The organism is Nocardioidaceae bacterium SCSIO 66511 (assembly GCA_023100825.1).
In the GTDB taxonomy this organism is placed as follows: domain Bacteria; phylum Actinomycetota; class Actinomycetes; order Propionibacteriales; family Nocardioidaceae; genus Solicola.
Genome location: CP095846.1, coordinates 166,226 through 182,321 on the forward strand (window position 1 = coordinate 166,226; position 16,096 = coordinate 182,321).

General features: G+C 66.8%; 15 protein-coding genes. 12 read left to right on the forward strand and 3 right to left on the reverse strand.

The genetic code is table 11. The features are described from left to right. The first annotated feature begins 5 nt into the window (after positions 1 to 5). The 4 genes from MU582_00735 to MU582_00750 are packed head-to-tail and all read left to right on the forward strand — an operon-like array spanning position 6 to position 3,424. Complete coding sequence (locus MU582_00735) at positions 6 to 1,130, forward strand: beta-lactamase family protein (GenBank protein UPK75195.1); 1,125 nt, start codon at positions 6 to 8, stop codon at positions 1,128 to 1,130. A 26-nt stretch (positions 1,131 to 1,156) separates the two neighbouring features. After that, positions 1,157 to 2,044: a 3-keto-5-aminohexanoate cleavage protein gene (locus MU582_00740; protein UPK75196.1), complete on the forward strand. Its 888-nt coding sequence runs from the start codon at positions 1,157 to 1,159 to the stop codon at positions 2,042 to 2,044. A 1-nt stretch (position 2,045) separates the two neighbouring features. Next, positions 2,046 to 2,996 (forward strand): 3-hydroxyacyl-CoA dehydrogenase NAD-binding domain-containing protein, encoded by a 951-nt coding sequence (locus MU582_00745; protein UPK75197.1) that lies wholly within the window; start codon positions 2,046 to 2,048, stop codon positions 2,994 to 2,996. Further along, the gene (locus MU582_00750) at positions 2,993 to 3,424 is read left to right on the forward strand and encodes a thioesterase family protein (protein UPK75198.1); all 432 of its coding nucleotides are present in this window, start codon (positions 2,993 to 2,995) and stop codon (positions 3,422 to 3,424) included. The genes MU582_00745 and MU582_00750 overlap by 4 nt, the downstream gene beginning before the upstream one ends. A 113-nt stretch (positions 3,425 to 3,537) precedes the next feature. Here the strand turns inward: MU582_00750 and MU582_00755 are convergent, their stop codons facing one another. Next, a complete protein-coding gene (locus MU582_00755) occupies positions 3,538 to 4,164 on the reverse strand; it encodes a DUF2867 domain-containing protein (protein ID UPK75199.1) in 627 nt (208 codons plus the stop codon). Positions 4,165 to 4,300: 136 nt separating this feature from the next. On the opposite strand from MU582_00755, the gene MU582_00760 reads away from it, so the two are divergent. The 3 genes from MU582_00760 (at position 4,301) to MU582_00770 (ending at position 6,702) form a co-directional block, all read left to right on the forward strand. Next, positions 4,301 to 4,984 carry a DUF1707 domain-containing protein gene (locus MU582_00760; protein ID UPK75200.1) on the forward strand — a complete coding sequence of 228 codons (684 nt, stop codon included), beginning with the start codon at positions 4,301 to 4,303 and terminating at the stop codon, positions 4,982 to 4,984. A 1-nt stretch (position 4,985) separates the two neighbouring features. Continuing rightward, complete coding sequence (locus tag MU582_00765) at positions 4,986 to 5,792, forward strand: crotonase/enoyl-CoA hydratase family protein (protein ID UPK75201.1); 807 nt, start codon at positions 4,986 to 4,988, stop codon at positions 5,790 to 5,792. 85 nt (positions 5,793 to 5,877) lie between these two features. Then, positions 5,878 to 6,702 (forward strand): endonuclease, encoded by an 825-nt coding sequence (locus MU582_00770; protein ID UPK75202.1) that lies wholly within the window; start codon positions 5,878 to 5,880, stop codon positions 6,700 to 6,702. A gap of 80 nt (positions 6,703 to 6,782) precedes the next feature. Here MU582_00770 and MU582_00775 read toward each other — a convergent pair whose 3' ends face one another. After that, positions 6,783 to 8,180 (reverse strand): MFS transporter, encoded by a 1,398-nt coding sequence (locus tag MU582_00775; protein UPK75203.1) that lies wholly within the window; start codon positions 8,178 to 8,180, stop codon positions 6,783 to 6,785. 175 nt (positions 8,181 to 8,355) lie between these two features. Here MU582_00775 and MU582_00780 point away from each other — a divergent pair, with 175 nt between their 5' ends. Both MU582_00780 and MU582_00785 read left to right on the forward strand, forming a co-directional pair. Continuing rightward, positions 8,356 to 9,465 carry a hypothetical protein gene (locus MU582_00780; GenBank protein ID UPK75204.1) on the forward strand — a complete coding sequence of 370 codons (1,110 nt, stop codon included), beginning with the start codon at positions 8,356 to 8,358 and terminating at the stop codon, positions 9,463 to 9,465. A gap of 9 nt (positions 9,466 to 9,474) precedes the next feature. Beyond that, entirely contained in the window at positions 9,475 to 10,500 is a 1,026-nt protein-coding gene (locus MU582_00785) for a hypothetical protein (protein ID UPK75205.1), read from the forward strand. A gap of 6 nt (positions 10,501 to 10,506) precedes the next feature. Here MU582_00785 and MU582_00790 read toward each other — a convergent pair whose 3' ends face one another. Next, on the reverse strand, positions 10,507 to 11,076 hold the full coding sequence (locus tag MU582_00790; protein ID UPK75206.1) for a TetR/AcrR family transcriptional regulator: 570 nt from the start codon (positions 11,074 to 11,076) through the stop codon (positions 10,507 to 10,509). Between the two features lie 92 nt (positions 11,077 to 11,168). Between MU582_00790 and MU582_00795 the strand changes: the two genes are divergently transcribed. The 3 genes from MU582_00795 to MU582_00805 are packed head-to-tail and all read left to right on the forward strand — an operon-like array spanning position 11,169 to position 16,051. After that, positions 11,169 to 12,419, forward strand: a complete 1,251-nt coding sequence (locus MU582_00795) for an SfnB family sulfur acquisition oxidoreductase (GenBank protein UPK75207.1) — start codon at positions 11,169 to 11,171, stop codon at positions 12,417 to 12,419. Between the two features lie 54 nt (positions 12,420 to 12,473). Then, the gene (locus tag MU582_00800; protein UPK75208.1) at positions 12,474 to 14,018 is read left to right on the forward strand and encodes a methylcrotonoyl-CoA carboxylase; all 1,545 of its coding nucleotides are present in this window, start codon (positions 12,474 to 12,476) and stop codon (positions 14,016 to 14,018) included. 2 nt (positions 14,019 to 14,020) lie between these two features. Beyond that, positions 14,021 to 16,051 carry an ATP-grasp domain-containing protein gene (locus MU582_00805; protein ID UPK75209.1) on the forward strand — a complete coding sequence of 677 codons (2,031 nt, stop codon included), beginning with the start codon at positions 14,021 to 14,023 and terminating at the stop codon, positions 16,049 to 16,051. Positions 16,052 to 16,096: the final 45 nt, after the last annotated feature.

Below are 16,096 nucleotides of genomic sequence, written 5' to 3' on the forward strand. Positions count from 1 at the left end.
GGCCCATGAAGTCCCGCACCAACGGGTCGCAGCTCTCAGAGCTACGGCTGGTCGATCCGCACCTCTCCTCCGCCGAGGGGTACGAAAAGCTGGCCGCGCGCTCGGCGAGACCGCTGCCGACGGACCTCATCTCGTTCGACACGGTCGTCGCCGGTGGGGGCCGCATGCGCACGCTGCACGAGTGGATCGCCGATACGTACGGCACATCGCTGCTCGTGGTCGACCGCGGAACACTGGTGTACGAGTGGTACGCGGACGAGCTGGGCCCAGACACCCTCTTCCTCGGTGCGTCGATGACGAAGTCGGCCCTCGCACACCTCGTCGGACGTGCTGTGACGAATGGAGTGTTGGGTCTCGACGACCTCGCGGCGTCTTACGTACCCGAACTCGAGCACACCGGGTACCAAGACGTAACCGTGCGATCGCTGCTGACGATGACGTCCGGAGTCGATTGGGTCGAGGATCATCGTGACTCGGGCACGCTCGCGTCACGACTCGTCGGATGTTTCGGAGATCCCCCGGGCGACTCGCGGGCGCTACTTCGGCTCATCAATGCGCGTACGCGCCCCGGCACGCAGTACGAATACTGCACCGCCGACTCCCAGGTGCTCGACTGGGTACGCGAACGCGCGACCGACCTGACCTATGTCGAGGATCTCGCACGTCTGTGGGACACGCTCGGATGCGAGCGCGACGCTGTCGTCGGAATCGACGCGCTGCGGGTACCGCTCGCGGGGGGCGGGCTTGCCGCGTGTGCTCGCGACTGGGCACGTATCGGGATGCTTGCGGTCGACGGAACCTCCGGAGGCGCTGGAGTCCTCGACGAGGAGTGGATTGACGCGGCGGTACGGCCGCCCTTTCGGTTCCTCGAACCCGGGCGTCTCCCAAGCGGCATCAGTACCCACGTCGGCTTTGCGTACCACTGGTGGCCGCTGGACCTCCACGGTCGGCGCATTGCCGCCGACGGCAGCCGCGGACAGTTCACCTACGTGGACCGCGCCGCCGACGTCGTGATCGTGAAGACATCGCAGTGGCCGTACGACGACTGGCTCGCCGATCGGCAGTTCCGCGATCTGAGCTATCTCGGCCTCGCCGCGATCGGCGATGCGGTCGTGGGCTCACGCACATAGGGCAGAACCAACTAGAGGAGGTCACCGTGAATCGCAACGTCATCATTACGTGCGCCCTCACCGGCGCTGGAGACACAGTCGGCAGGTCGGAGCACGTTCCGGTGACCCCGGAGCAGATTGCGGAGTCGGGGATCGCTGCTGCGCGAGCGGGGGCAGCGATCGTGCATGTTCACGTACGTGATCCGCAATCAGGACAGGGATCTCGTGACGTTGCGCTTTACCGGGAAGCGGTGGAGCGCATCCGCGACAGCGGAGTCGACGTCGTCATCAACACGACAGCGGGTATGGGCGGCGATCTGATGGTCGACCCGGAGCAGCCGACGAACTTTGTCGAGGGCACGGACCTCGTGAACGGCGTCGAGCGTCTCGCGCACGTCGAGGAGTTGCTGCCGGACATCTGCACCCTCGACTGCGGCAGTCTGAACTTCGGCGAAGGCAGCCTCGTGTACGTCAGCACACCCGACATCCTCCGGGCGGGTGCGAAGAAGATCCAGGAGCTGGGCGTGCGCGTGGAGATGGAGATCTTCGACACCGGTCACCTGTGGTTCGCCCGCAGACTGGTCGAGGAAGGTTTGATCGACTCCCCTGCGATGTTCCAACTCTGCATGGACATTCCGTACGGTGCGCCGGCCGATCCGAGCCTGCTCGCGACGATGGTCAACCAGCTTCCGGAGGGAGCAGTATGGGCATCGTTCGCGCTCGGCCGGATGCAGATGCCCTGGGTCGCACAGTCGGTGTTGCTCGGAGGGCACGTACGCGTGGGTCTCGAGGACAACCTCTATCTGAGCAAGGGCGTCAAGGCGACGAACGCTCAGTTGGTCGAGCGAGCGCGCACCATTGTCGAGTCGATGGGCGCAGCTGTTGCGACGCCGGACGAGGCGCGCGAAATCCTCAACCTGAAGCCGAGGGCCTGAGATGAGCGGGGGACAACGAGTCGCACCAGCAGAGGTACGTACTGTCGCCTGCGTGGGCGCCGGAGTCATCGGCGGAGGCTGGGTCGCGTACTTTCTCGCTCGCGGTTACCGAGTTGTTGCATGGGATCCGGCGCCAGATGCCGAGCAGCGACTACGTCATCTGGTGGAGAGTGCCTGGCCGGCGCTCACCGAGCTGGGACTGGCGGCGGGCGCAAGCATCGAGAACCTCACGTACGAAAGCGATCTGGCGACAGCTGTCTCGCAGGCTGACGTCGTACAGGAGAGCGCGCCAGAGCAGCTCAACCTCAAGCGGAAGCTGCTTGCCGACATCGATGCCGTGGCGCCGCCCGAGGTGGTGATCGCATCGTCGACTTCGGGTTTTCCGATGACCGATATGCAGACCGCGTGCGCGTACCCGCAGCGTACGGTCGTCGCGCACCCGTTCAATCCGCCGTACCTGATCCCGTTGGTCGAGGTCGTCGGCGGCGAGGAGACCGATCCTGACGTCGTCGCATGGACCTCGGACTTCCTCCGGCACGCAGGTAAGTCGGTGATCACGATGGACCGTGAGGTGCCGGGATTCATCGCGAATCGGTTGCAGGAGGCATTGTGGCGGGAGGCGTTGCACATGGTCGCCGCCGGAGAGGCGACCGTCGAGCAGATCGACCAGTCGATCACCGATGGACCCGGCCTTCGCTGGCCGGTCCAAGGCCCATGCCTGACCTTCCATCTCGCCGGTGGACAAGGCGGGATGGCCCATATGCTCGACCACTTCGGGCCGTCGCTCGAGGCGCCGTGGACCCGACTCGAGTCGACCGAGCTCACCCCCGCGCTACGCGACGCGATGGTCGACGGGTGTGAGCGTGAGGCCGACGGTCGCAGCATCGACGACCTCGTCGGCGAACGCGACCGAGGTGTCATCGCCATGCTCCGGGCGTTGGGGCGCGCATGATCGTCTGGCGCGAGCGGGTACGTCCGGACTGGGTCGACTACAACGGGCACCTGAACGACGGCTACTACGCGGTGATCTTCGGGCACGCCACCGATGAGGTGCTCGATCGAGTCGGCCTCGACGCGGCGTACCGAGAAGCCAACGACTCATCTCTGTACACCGTCGAGCAACACCTTCGCTATCTCGCGGAGGTTCCGCCGGACGCGGAGGTCGAGGTGCGGTCAACGGTGATCGGCGGGTCCGTGAAGCTGCTCCGGCTCTGGCACGAGCTCTGGTTCGACGACACGTTGCGGGCGACCGCCGAGGCTCTCGGTGTGCACGTGACCGGCCGCCGGTCGGCACCGTTCCCCGACGAGATCGTGCAGCGGATCGCGAGTGTGCGGGTCGATGCGCCCGCCGAGGCAGGTGGGAGTATCCGCGCGATCTGAACGGATTGGGAGTTCGGTGCGCAGTCGTTGATCCCGGCGGCGTACACCAACGACTACGCGCCGAACTCTCGTACGCCCGGCCCGTCCGCCGCTCCTCAGGAGCTCGGCAGGTCTTACGGCTGCTCGTCCTGGAGTCGCTGCCAGTCCTTTGCCATTTGCCGCATGAAAGCGGGATAGACCAGCCACGCGCGGAATGGCTTGATAGCTGCCAGGTAGAGCTTGCCGAGCCAGCCGTTCGGTTTGACCAGGATCGCCATCTGACCGCGGTAGCTGCCGTCTGGCATGACCACCCAGCTGTGGTGGCTAAGCAGGTGGACGGTCTTGTTGGCGTACTCGTCGACGAACTCGTTGTGGGTGAGATACACGGGGCTGAACGGTGCATTCGGGGTCTCAGGACCGCGTGGGCCGTTCGACAGGTCCTCGGGAAGTCGATCCCGCAACGACCGTACGCGTTTTCCGACCCCGTCGCCTGCACCGTCCCAACCGAAGATCGCCCCGAGCTTCCAGCGGATCTGAAACAGCGACTGCACGATGAAGGACGGATTCTCGTGGGAGTCGAATCCGGCGTTCAACTTCACCAGCCTCGCGAAGTCGTCGGGGCCGCCGGGGGTCGGGAGTGCCCACACATCCTCGACGGTGAAGTCGGGGGCAATGGCGTGAATGCGCCAGGGCTGCTCGAAATGGGCAGACGTCGGAAGGAGGTGGCTGGAGGCAGTTCGAGCGGTGACCATGGTGACCATGCTGCGAGCGTTGGACGGGGTCGGCATCCCCCTGTGGAGCGACCGCCTCCCTGGCTAGAGGGAGCCGGGGCGTGCTGGGTGCGTGAACCGTGGCAGGTGAGACCTGCCCGTTACCGGTCGCCGCTACGGTAGTGCCGTGAGCGAACCGTCCGACTCGATCGAGCCCGCCGAGCCGAAGCCCGTCCCGGAGCCGAGCCCCGGGCATGAGCTGCGAGTCTCCGACGCCGACCGCGACGCCGTCGTCAACCAGCTGGCTGAGCACGCGACCGCAGGCCGGCTCACGCTCGCCGAGCACGAGGAGCGGATGGAGCGTGCGATGGAGGCGAAGACCCGCGGTCAGCTGGACGAGCTGCTCACGGACCTTCCCGACGTCGCCACGGCGAAGCCGGAGCGTCGCCGCAAGGTCAGCCGTTGGATTCTTTCGGTGATGGGCGGTACCGACCGTAAGGGCCGCTGGCGGGTCGCCGAGGACCTGCAGATCATCACCGTCATGGGCGGGTGCGAGATCGACCTGCGCAACGCCGAGCTCGACGGCGACGAGGTCGTGATCACCGCGTTCACGGTCATGGGCGGCATCGAGATCTACGTACCGGACACGATCGACCTCGAGGTCACCGGCTTCTCCCTGATGGGCGGTCGGGGTGAGAGCGGGTCGCACCGCCCGCCGCGTCCGGGTGCACCGCGGGTACGCATTCGCTCGTTCAACCTGATGGGCGGGTGTGACATCTACCGGCTTCCCGACGAGACGAACGACCTCTCCGGCCCTAAGGCCAAGCGGCAGCTCAAGCGCGAGCGACGCCAACGAAGGTATGGGCACTGAGATGAGCGAGCCGCAGCCACGCCGAGTCGAGGTCGACGTACGTGACGCCGTTGCGTACGTACGCCTGACCCGCCCCGACAAGCTCAACGGCCTCGATCTGCCTATGCTCGAGCAGCTTGTCGCCGCCGCGAGAAGGCTCCGCAACGACCGCACGCTACGGGCCGTGATCCTGGTGGGTGACGGTCCGGCGTTCTCGTCGGGTCTCGACTTCGCGAGTGTGCTGAAGAAGCCTTCCAATGTCGTACGCGCGTTCATCCGCTGGCCGTGGCGCACGACGAACCTGTTCCAGCAGGTGTGTTGGGAGTGGCGTACGTTGCCGATCCCGGTTGTCGCGGTACTCCACGGACACTGCTACGGCGGGGCGATGCAGCTCGCGCTCGCCGCCGACTTCCGGTTCGCAACTCCCGACTGCTCACTTGCGATCCTGGAGGCTCGATGGGGGCTGATCCCGGATATGACCGGCTCTGTCACGCTGCGCGAGCTGATCGGCGCCGACACCGCGAAGCGACTGGTGATGACCGGTGAGATGTTCGACGGCACGTACGCCGGGGAGATCGGGCTCGTGACCGGCGTTGCGGCCGACCCTCTCGAAGCTGCGGAGCAGCTCGTCGCGCAGATCGCCGAACGCTCGCCCGATTCGGTTGCTGCCGCGAAGTCGCTCATCAACCGCACTCGCAGCGCTCCCGTACGCGCCGCACTGCGTGCCGAGCGATCACTTCAGCTCGGCCTGCTCCGAGGTGCCAACAGCAAGATCGCACGTGCCGCGGCGATGAAGGGCAAACCGGCGGAGTATCGGCCGCGCCGTTGAACTGTTAGATCGGCGTTCATGTTTCTGCGCATGAACCGCCGGGTACGACCGCTCTCGACGATGTCCATTGCGATTGGGAGCCCCCATGCGTACCAAGTCGATGTCCACCGCCCTGCTGGCGCTCGGCCTCGTTGCCGGTGTTTCGCAGGTCCCGGCCGCGGCAGTGGAGACCCCACAGCCGACGGCACAGGTTGGCGTAGCAGATGTAGCCGACGTACCCGACGGCTACTACGACGATGCAGAAGGCAAGACCGGCGAGGAGCTTCGCTCGTCCCTCCACACGATCATCTCGACCGACGTCACGCAGCTGTCCTACGACGAGGTCTGGGATGCGCTCAAGATGACCGACGAGGACCCCGCGAACCCGGCGAACGTCATCCTGCTCTACAGCGGGGAGTCTCGCAGCGAGGACCAGAACGGCGGTGACTCCGACGACTGGAACCGCGAACACGTCTGGGCCAAGTCGCACGGCGACTTCGGCACCGCCACCGGTCCGGGCACCGACGTGCACCACCTGCGCCCGACCGACGTCACCGTCAACTCGACCCGCGGCAACCTCGACTTCGACGAGGGCGGCGAAGAGGTCGAGGACGCGCCCGGCAACTTCGTCGACGGCGACTCCTGGGAGCCGCGCGATGAGGTCAAGGGCGACGTGGCTCGGATGATCATGTACATGGACGTCCGCTACGACGGCGAGGACGGGTTCGCCGATCTCGAGGTCAACGACGAGGTCGACAACGGTTCCAACCCGAACATCGGCAAGATCTCCATGTTGCTGCAGTGGAACGAGCAGGATCCGCCGGACGAGTTCGAGCAGAACCGCAACGACGTGATCTACGACGAGATCCAGCACAACCGCAACCCGTTCATCGACCACCCGGAGTGGGCGGACGCCATCTGGGCGGGCTGAGCAGACCAGCGACCGGCCGGCGTTGACCTGGTTCGATCGAGCCTACGTACCTGCGTGCGACAGAGCAGATCTGAACCCGGTCACGCCGAGGCCGTCGACGAGTCGCGTTCCGCAGCTGCCATCCGGTGAGCCTGCGCCACGCCGAACGCGGCCAGCGACGCTGCTGCTACGAAGCCGACGACGTACGCGATGCTTCCGCCGGCCTCGAGCAGCGCGAGGAAGGCGGTGCCGGTGACGGCCAGTGCGATCGTCGATGCGAGTGCGTCACTGATCTGTAGCGCCGACGTGTTACGCCCCTCGTCGCCTGCGTCGGACGCCGAAAGGGTGAGGAGAGACAGAGTCGGCATCACCATCCCCATGCCGAGTCCGGACAGCGCCCACGTCGGCAGCGCGACGAAAACCGGAACTTCGGGAATCGTCACCAGAGCCGAGCCGCCGATGCCCATCACAAGAGACAACGAGCCGATCTGAGCGATCCGCCAGCGAGGGATCGAGACAGCGTCTCGGCCCTGCCACCATGAGCCGGCAGACCATGCGATCGCAGCGGCGGTGAGGGCGAGCCCGGCGGTGCCGGGTGACAGACCACGCTCGCGATTCAGCAGCAGAAGTACGAGGACCTCCGCGGTGACGAAGGCGGCGGACACGACTCCGCGCATTGCGACGACGGCCGGCAACCCCGGGCGCATCCGCGATGTGCCCCGCGGGAGCAGCCTCGGTACGGCGACGATCAGTCCGGCGATGCCGATCGTGACGAACGCGACGGCCAAGAGGGCGCCGCTCTGCTCCTGGCCGGCGAGGTGGAGCGCGGTGGCCGCAACCGCCGCGACCACCGACCAGCCGATGCGCTTCTGGGCTTGGGGATCGGCCGGGTCCGTCCCCTGCTTGCGAAGACTGCCCGACAGGGACGGTACGAGTAGTCCGAGGGCGACGACGGCGAGCGCCGGAACGCCGAGGAACACCCAGCGCCATCCGATGTGCTCGACGATCAGCCCCGCTACCGCAGGCCCGACGAGTGCTGGAATCACCCAGGCCCCGGCGAATGCCGCGAACACCCGCGGTTGGAGAGTCGCCGGGAACCGTTGCGCGACGACGACGTACAACGCCACGATGAACACGCCACTCCCGAACCCCTGGACACCGCGTCCGAGGGCGAGCACGAGCATGTTCGGTGCAAGTCCGGCGGCAACGAGTCCGGCGGCGAAAACAGCGACGCCGCCCAGGAGCGAGCCGAACGGTCCGCGTACGTCGCTGCGGTTGCCGCCGACGGCCATGCCGACAATGCCGGCGGCGAGCGGTAACGCGAACGCGAGTGGGTAGAGCGCGAGCCCGTCCAGGGCGTCCGCAACCGTCGGCATGGCCGCGGTGACGGCCATGGCCTCGAATGCTGCGAGCGCGACGAGTGAGATCGTGCCGATAATGACAAGACGGTGGTCCCGGTCGAACAGACCGGCCCGCCCGACCGAAGTCGACGTGTGCATGCCCAGGACGCTAGAACTTGAACCATGGTTCAGGTCAAGCGAGTTTCCGGTCGGCCGCTGCGCTCGAAGCATCGTTCGTGCACGCACCGTAGTCGGTCGGTGACCTCATATCTGCAAAGCGGGTACAAGCCGCATCCGGCCATGCTCTAATGACCGAATCACACAGGGGGTAGTGATGAACAGACAAGGAACCCTGCTGATCGCAGGGGCAATGGCCGCGTCCGTCGCGTTCGCACCGGTTGCGCAGGCCAAGCCGTCAGAGTCGCCTTCGAGTCGCGCCGAGCCGGCGATCCACACGGTTCACGTCGATCCCGACCAGTTGCCCACCGGGCCGCTGCCCAAGGTGCCGTACTACCAGGAGGGTACGAAGGTCCTGCACGACGGCGACCGGGAGATCAAGGTCAAGTTGCCGCGCGACGACGCGCACGGCGCGAGCGGCCACCACGCGACGTACCCGGTGCGCGGCGGCTACATCGTGCAAACCCGCGCCTACAGTGCTCACCCGCGATTGTTCTATGTGCGTAAGAACGGCGAGCGTGCCCGTATCGGCGGCTTCGTGAACGGCTTCGAGGACCTCAACGTGGTCGTCGGAGCCGATCGCGCGCGAATCGCGTACATCCGTTGGCGGGGCGGCATCGGAGACCAAGTCGTCGAGGTTCGCCGCGTGAGCGACGGGCAGCTGGTCGCCCGGCGCGCGCTCGGTCAGGGGTCTTCGTACTCTCTCTCGCTGCTCGGTATGCGCGACGGCAAGCTCTGGTTCGCGGACGGCTACGGCACGCGGGTACGCACCTGGCACCTGGGCAAGCGCAAGGTCACGACCTATGACGCGCCACCGCGCGGTCGAGGTGGCCTGCGGGCGGATCTGTCCGCGCGCCGGGTGGTTGTCGATCGAGGGTTCAAACGCTGCGTGAGTGTGCTGAGCATTCCGAAGCGGCCGGCAAAGCGCTGGCTCTCGTGCGGCGGCGTCGTGCCGAAGGTGTGGTCACCCGACGACAGGTACGTGGTCGGGTTCGATGATCACGACACCGCGGTCGTCCGCAGGTCTGTCTCGGGCAAGCCGGTCGTCCGGTTCACCGGAATCACCGATGGCGGACCACTACCGGATGTCGTCTGGGAGTCGAACGACACCTTCATCGCCGATGCGTACGTCGAGACGGACGATCCGACGAACCCCGATGTCGCACTCGTGCGCTGCAACGTGAGCGGGGAGTGCGAGGTTGCCGCCCGGTGGTCAAGCCTCGACGACGATGAGCAGCTGTCCGTCGCTACTCGTACGCCGAGCTGAGGAGGCGTGATGAGACGACTGACAGGTTGCGTCGTACTGACGCTCACGGCTGCGCTTTCCATGACGGGTGCGCAAGCCCAGGCATCGGCGGACGTACGGCAACCGCCCGCGACGCCCGCGTACCTGAACACCAACACCATGGTGGTCAAGGACAACGGCCATCGCCGCGTTCTTGACGTCGACGGCTCCGCCGAGAGCTTCTACCGCACGGCACACGGCTATGCGGTCATGAGCGAAGTGCCGCGCGGTGACGATTCCGCGGTCTGGTTGACGATCTACGGCAAGCGCCGCGGTAGCGAAGTGTTGTCGCGTAGCGTCTCTCGAGCCTCTTACCCGACCGTCGCGGTGTCGGCGGACGGCAAACGCATCGCGTATGTGGCTCAACCGAGTACGCAAGGGCTCGCTCGACTCGTGGTGCGGCGCACCAGCGACGGCGGGCTCGTACGAAAGCGCCCGCTGGCCGATCCGAGCACCCGCGTTCTCGCGTTTCGTGCGGGCGAGGTGTGGTTCGCCCAGGATCGTCATTTCGCGGGTCGTTTCCAGGTCAGGTCGGGCAAGGTACGCCCGGTACGCAAGGGTCGCGCGCCGCTGATCGCGGTGTCTCCGGCCCGTGATCAGGCGGTGGTCCGCAACCTGACGACCCACAAGGCGTCGGTCGTGCCGCTGCCTCGTCACGGCCGGAAGGGCTGGCAGCTGCCGGAGCACGATGTGCTCGGCTGGTCGCCCAACGGCCGTTATGTGCTGACCTACAACTGGGACGACGAAGGTGTAGTGCGCAGGTTGGTCGTACGCAACTCCCGCAGCGGCCGACTGGTCCGAGGTGTTTCGTACAACTGGTTCGGAAGCCCGCCGCGGATCAGGTGGGCGTCGTCGAAGGCGTTCCTGGCGGTACGCGGCGGCGAGCACGGCGCGGAGCTGATGCGGTACGGCGCACGGAAGGGGGCGAAGGTGCTGGCAACCTTCCCGAGTTGGACGCCCGACGTGCCGGGTTGGCTTCCGATCGCTGCGCCGGGTCAGGGTGTCGCCACGGATTGATGGGTGTCAGCTGCCGTTGCTGCTTCGCCCGAGCAGGGCCGCGATGGCCATCTCCGTCAGCAGACTGCGCATCGCCTCGGCGCCGATCCGTGCCGAATGCGGTGTGGAGTTGATCAGTCCGAAGGCCGCCTGGGCGGCGGCGCGAGCCGAGCGTACGTCTCGTTCGGGTCTCAGCGAGCGCAACGCAGCGACCCAGAGGTCGATGTAGGCGAGCTGGGTCGCTCGTACGGTGTCCTGGCTCTTCTCCGGGAGGTTTCCCCACTCGCGTTCCTGCACGATGATCAGCGATGGATAAGTGAGCGCGAAGTCGACGTGCCAGTCGACGAGCGACTCGAGGGTCTCGAGCGCCGTAGAGGCCGCGTCCACTCGGCGCCCGCCCTCCTCGAGCAGGCGCTCGCTGATGTCGACGAGCATCTGCGCGAGGATCGCGACCTTGCCGTCGAAGTGGCGATACAGCGCGGGGCCGGATATTCCGACGGCCGTGCCGATGTCATGAACCGACACCCCATGAAACCCGCGTTCGGCGAACAGATCGGCCGCGGAGTCGAGGATCTGCTGCTTGCGGCCGTTACCCATGGCGCCAGGGTAGACCTCGCGCCGTCGTGCGCTCGGCGGCGCGATCTGTCGTGTGTACTTGATAAATAGTACCGAATTACTAGACTATCCGCATGACGGATACCGCAGCGCGCGTTCGACCCCTGGTCGCGACCAGCGCGGTCACGATCATCGGCTCCGATGACGAGGCCATCTCCGCCGCTCGTACGCTCGCTACGGAGTTCGCAGTCGACGCTGCCGAGCGCGATCTGAACCGGATCCTCCCGGCCGCAGAGGTCGATGTGATGTCCGCGGCGGGGCTGTTCGCGATCACGGTTCCGCGCGAGTACGGCGGGGCAGACGTACGCGCGTCGACGCTCGCGGAGGTGTTCCGGCTGCTCGCGACGGCAGATCCGAATATCGCGCAGATCCCGCACAGCCACTTCGTCTACGTGAACCTGCTGCGTCTCGCGGCCACATCCCGCCAACGCGAGCAACTCTTCGGGGAGATCCTGGCCGGCGGCCGGTTGGCGAATGCGCAGTCGGAGCGTACGAGCAAGACCGTTCGCGAGATCCAGACCATCCTCAAACCGATCGGCTCGGGCGGCTTCGTATTGCGGGGCACGAAGTACTACTGCACCGGAGCGTTGTTCGCCGATCGAATCCCGGTGCTCGCCCGCCTCGACGATCCGAACCAGGTCGCCGGCCTGCCTGAGGGCGAGTACGTCGCGTACGTACCGACCGCGACCGCGGGACTGACCGTCGAGGACGACTGGGACGCACTCGGACAGCGGCTGACGGCCAGCGGCACTGTGCGCCTCGACGATGTGCAGGTGGCGGCCGAGTGGTTGGTACCGCGTGACCAGGCTTTCGAGCAGCCGCACAGCTACGGTGCTCTGGCTCAGCTGCTGCACGCGGCCATCGACGTCGGTATCGCGCGTGGCGCGCTCGACGAGGCAGCCGCGTTCGTGAACACCAAGAGCCGTCCTTGGTACGAGGCCGAGGTGGAGCGGGCAGTCGACGATCCCCTCGTAGTGCAGCGATTCGGCGAGTTGGCCGTCGAGGTGGCGGCAGCAGAGTCGGTGCTGCGGACCGCCGGCGAACGGCTCGACCGCGCGCTGACGATGCCACACGAGCAGGCGGCGACGGATGCGTCGATCGCGGTTGCCACTGCCAAGGTTCTCGGCGAGAAGGCGTCGATTGCGACGAGCTCCGCATTGTTCGAGGTCTCGGGTACGCGCGCCGCCGCTGCGGAGCTGAACCTCGGTCGACACTGGCGAAACGCTCGTACGCACACGCTGCACGACCCGATCCGATGGAAGTACCACCACATCGGTAGGCACACCCTGTCCGGGATCGCCCCGCCGCGTACGGCTGTGATCTGAACAGCGCAGTCCACCGACTCGCCGTGGCGAGTTAACAACCGTTAACATGTCGCCATGCGAGAACTGGTCGACGAACTACGCGAACGCCTCGCCGTCGTACGACAAGGGGGCTCCGAGGCCGCCCGCGCCAAGCATGAGAGCCGCGGCAAGCTACTCGTACGCGAGCGTGTCGACCGGCTGCTCGACGCGGGATCACCGTTCCTGGAGATCGCGCCGCTGGCCGCCGGAGGCATGTACGACGACGCCGTGCCGAGCGCGGGCATCGTCACCGGGATCGGCCGCGTACACGGTCGCGAATGCGTGATCGTCGCCAACGACGCAACGGTCAAGGGCGGTACGTATTACCCGATGACGGTCAAGAAGCACCTCCGCGCGCAGACCGTTGCCGCGGAGAATCACCTGCCGTGCATCTACCTCGTCGACTCGGGCGGCGCGTTCCTTCCGATGCAAGACGAGGTGTTTCCCGACCGCGAGCATTTCGGGCGGATCTTCTTCAACCAGGCAACGATGTCGCAGCGCGGCATCCCGCAGATCGCCGCCGTGATGGGCTCGTGCACCGCCGGCGGCGCGTACGTGCCGGCTATGTCCGACGAGACCGTGATCGTCAAGGACCAGGGCACCATCTTTCTCGGTGGTCCGCCGCTGGTGAAGGCCGCGACCGGGGAGGTCGTCACCGCCGAGGAGCTCGGCGGCGGCGATGTGCACGCGCGTACGTCCGGCGTCGTCGATCACCTCGCGGGTGACGATGCCGAGGCATTGGCCGTCGTACGCTCCATCGTCGACACACTCGAGCCTCCGAAGGGTTCGAGCATCGCCCGGTACGAGTCGGAAGAACCGGTTGCAGACCCCGCAGAGCTGTACGACGTCGTGCCCACCGACTCGCGCACACCGTACGACGTACGCGAGATCATCTCGCGGATCGTCGACGGCTCGCGTCTGCACGAGTTCAAACAGCTCTACGGCGACACGTTGGTGTGTGGGTTCGCCCGCATCTGGGGTTACCCGGTGGCGATCATCGCCAACAACGGAATCCTGTTCTCCGAGTCTGCCTTGAAGGGTGCGCATTTCATCGAGCTCGCGAACCAGCGCGGCGTACCCCTCGTCTTCCTGCAGAACATCACGGGTTTCATGGTCGGCAAGGAGTACGAGAACGGCGGCATCGCCAAGGACGGCGCGAAGCTGGTGACCGCGGTCGCGAGCTCGGTCGTGCCGAAGTTCACCGTCGTGGTGGGCGGATCGTTCGGCGCCGGCAACTACGGCATGTGCGGCCGCGCGTACGACCCGAGGTTCCTCTGGATGTGGCCGAATGCGCGCATCTCCGTGATGGGCGGCGAGCAGGCGGCCTCGGTGCTCGCAACGGTCCGTCGGGATGGCCTCGAGGCCAGGGGAGAAGACTGGTCGGAGGCCGACGAGGAGGCGTTCAAGGCACCGATCCGCGAGCAGTACGAGCATCAAGGCTCGCCGTACTACTCGACCGCCCGGTTGTGGGACGACGGCATCATCGACCCTGTCGACACCCGGCGGGTGCTCGGTATGGGTCTGGCGGCCGCGTCTCATGCGCCTGTGCCCGAGCCGTCCTACGGCGTCTTCCGGATGTGATCATGAACCCTCCCGCGAAAACACCTTTCAGCACCGTCCTCGTCTCCAACCGAGGCGAGATCGCCGTGCGCATCGTCCGAGCGGCGCGCGCGGCCGGTCTGCGCAGCGTCGCGGTCTTCTCCGACGCCGACCGCGATGCGCAGCATGTACGAGAAGCCGACGCCGCCGTGCGGATCGGCCCGGTCTCGGCAGCGGAGTCGTACCTGTCGATCGACGCTGTCATCGACGCCGCATTACGCAGCGGCGCCGAGGCGATCCATCCCGGCTACGGCTTCCTGTCCGAGCGAGCGGCGTTCGCGCGAGCGGTCGAGCAGGCCGGGTTGGTGTTCATCGGGCCCGATGCAGACGTCATGGACGCGATGGGGCGCAAGGATCGCGCTCGCGAGATAGCAGTACGCGCGGGCGTACCCGTCGTGCCGCGGTTCGACGATGGCGGCGGCGAGCCCGACCCGGCGGCGTACCCGGTTCTGGTCAAGGCCGCGGCCGGAGGCGGCGGCAAGGGCATGCGGATCGTCCGAGAGCCGAGCGAGCTTCCCGATGCGATCGCGGCCGCGAAGCGCGAGGCCGCATCGGCGTTCGGTGACGACACGCTGCTGATCGAGAAGTACGTCGAGCGCGGTCGGCACATCGAGGTCCAGGTCATCGCCGACAAGCACGGCAACGTACTCCACCTGTACGAGCGCGACTGCTCGACGCAGCGGCGGCACCAGAAGGTGCTCGAGGAGGCACCTGCGCCGACGATCCCGGCGTCGGTGCGCGAGACCGTCACGGAGTCGGCGGTCGCCTTGTGTCGTGAGGTCGGGTACGTCGGCGCGGGCACGGTCGAGTTCCTGGTGTGGGACGAAGCGACGGATGCGCCGGGCTGCGCGTTCCTGGAGATGAACACCCGCCTGCAGGTCGAGCATCCAGTCACCGAGCTGGTGACGGGCCTCGACCTCGTTGCGTTGCAGTTCGCAGTCGCCGCGGGCGATCCGCTGCCGATCGCGCAGCGTGAGGTCACGTGCTCGGGGCACGCGATCGAGGCGCGCGTGTACGCGGAGGACCCGTACTCCGACTTTCTGCCGCAGGCCGGGCTCGCTCGCCTCGTACGCTGGCCAGCTCGCGATCGTGCTCGAGTCGATGAGGCCTTGCGATCCGGTCAGGAGGTCGGCACGGCGTACGACCCGATGCTCGCGAAGGTGATAGCGCACGGTCCGACCCGTGAGGCAGCCCGCCGTAACCTCGTCGCGGCGCTTGACGAGACCGCGGTGCTGGGTCTCACGACGAACGTCGGATTCCTGCGCAGGCTGGCCGCGAGCGATGCATTCCGCGACGCCGAGATCCACACGGCCTGGCTCGACCATGACCCTGCGGGCATCACCACACGCGAAGCCATGCCGGCCGCTGCGCTACCGATCGCCGCGTGGGCAGTCGCCCGGGTGAGTGTGCCGCGTGAGGCAGGCCATCCATTCGGCACCGCGGACGGTTGGCGGCTCGTCGGCACACCGGCTCTCGTACCGGTTGAGCTCTCGTACGACGACGAGAGCGTGACCGTGCACGTCGACCCAGGCACCGGACTCGTCACAACACCCGACGGTCGCAGCACGCGCATCGGCCTGGTCGAGCGCGTACTTTCGCCCGACGGGCAGGTCGAGCGAGTACGCCTCGATGTCGACGGCGTCACGCTCGACACGACGATGCTGGTCGATGCACACGAGATCACCGTGGCATTGCACGGTCAGCCGTGGACGTTCCAACGCCCCGACGCGTTCGGACCCGGCCTCGCTGCCGATGCCGGCGACGCCGATGTGGCCGCGCCGATGCCCGGGACCGTTCTGTCCGTCGGCGTCGAGGTCGGCGCGAGCGTACGCGCCGGTGAGGTGCTCGGCGTTCTGGAGGCGATGAAGATGGAGCTCGCGCTCAAGGCGCCGTACGACGGGACGGTTGCGCTCGTCCATGCGGAGACGGGTAAGCAGGTCGCGCTGGGTGAGGTGCTCTTCCGGGTCGACTCTGGAGACCCGCATGGGCACAGCCGGGTGGAGGAGGCCCCGTGAGCCGCACGTTTCGGCCCCAGATCTTGAGTTTTCGGGGCCGAAACG

Excerpts from the sequence above, each read along its gene's own strand:
- MU582_00735 (UPK75195.1), top strand. The coding sequence starts at position 6 with ATGAAGTCCCGCACCAACGGGTCGCAGCTCTCAGAGCTACGGCTGGTC.
- MU582_00745 (UPK75197.1), top strand. The coding sequence starts at position 2,046 with ATGAGCGGGGGACAACGAGTCGCACCAGCAGAGGTACGTACTGTCGCC.
- MU582_00750 (UPK75198.1), top strand. The coding sequence starts at position 2,993 with ATGATCGTCTGGCGCGAGCGGGTACGTCCGGACTGGGTCGACTACAAC.
- MU582_00755 (UPK75199.1), bottom strand. The coding sequence starts at position 4,164 with ATGGTCACCATGGTCACCGCTCGAACTGCCTCCAGCCACCTCCTTCCG.
- MU582_00765 (UPK75201.1), top strand. The coding sequence starts at position 4,986 with ATGAGCGAGCCGCAGCCACGCCGAGTCGAGGTCGACGTACGTGACGCC.
- MU582_00770 (UPK75202.1), top strand. The coding sequence starts at position 5,878 with ATGCGTACCAAGTCGATGTCCACCGCCCTGCTGGCGCTCGGCCTCGTT.
- MU582_00775 (UPK75203.1), bottom strand. The coding sequence starts at position 8,180 with ATGCACACGTCGACTTCGGTCGGGCGGGCCGGTCTGTTCGACCGGGAC.
- MU582_00780 (UPK75204.1), top strand. The coding sequence starts at position 8,356 with ATGAACAGACAAGGAACCCTGCTGATCGCAGGGGCAATGGCCGCGTCC.
- MU582_00785 (UPK75205.1), top strand. The coding sequence starts at position 9,475 with ATGAGACGACTGACAGGTTGCGTCGTACTGACGCTCACGGCTGCGCTT.
- MU582_00790 (UPK75206.1), bottom strand. The coding sequence starts at position 11,076 with ATGGGTAACGGCCGCAAGCAGCAGATCCTCGACTCCGCGGCCGATCTG.
- MU582_00795 (UPK75207.1), top strand. The coding sequence starts at position 11,169 with ATGACGGATACCGCAGCGCGCGTTCGACCCCTGGTCGCGACCAGCGCG.
- MU582_00800 (UPK75208.1), top strand. The coding sequence starts at position 12,474 with ATGCGAGAACTGGTCGACGAACTACGCGAACGCCTCGCCGTCGTACGA.
- MU582_00805 (UPK75209.1), top strand. The coding sequence starts at position 14,021 with ATGAACCCTCCCGCGAAAACACCTTTCAGCACCGTCCTCGTCTCCAAC.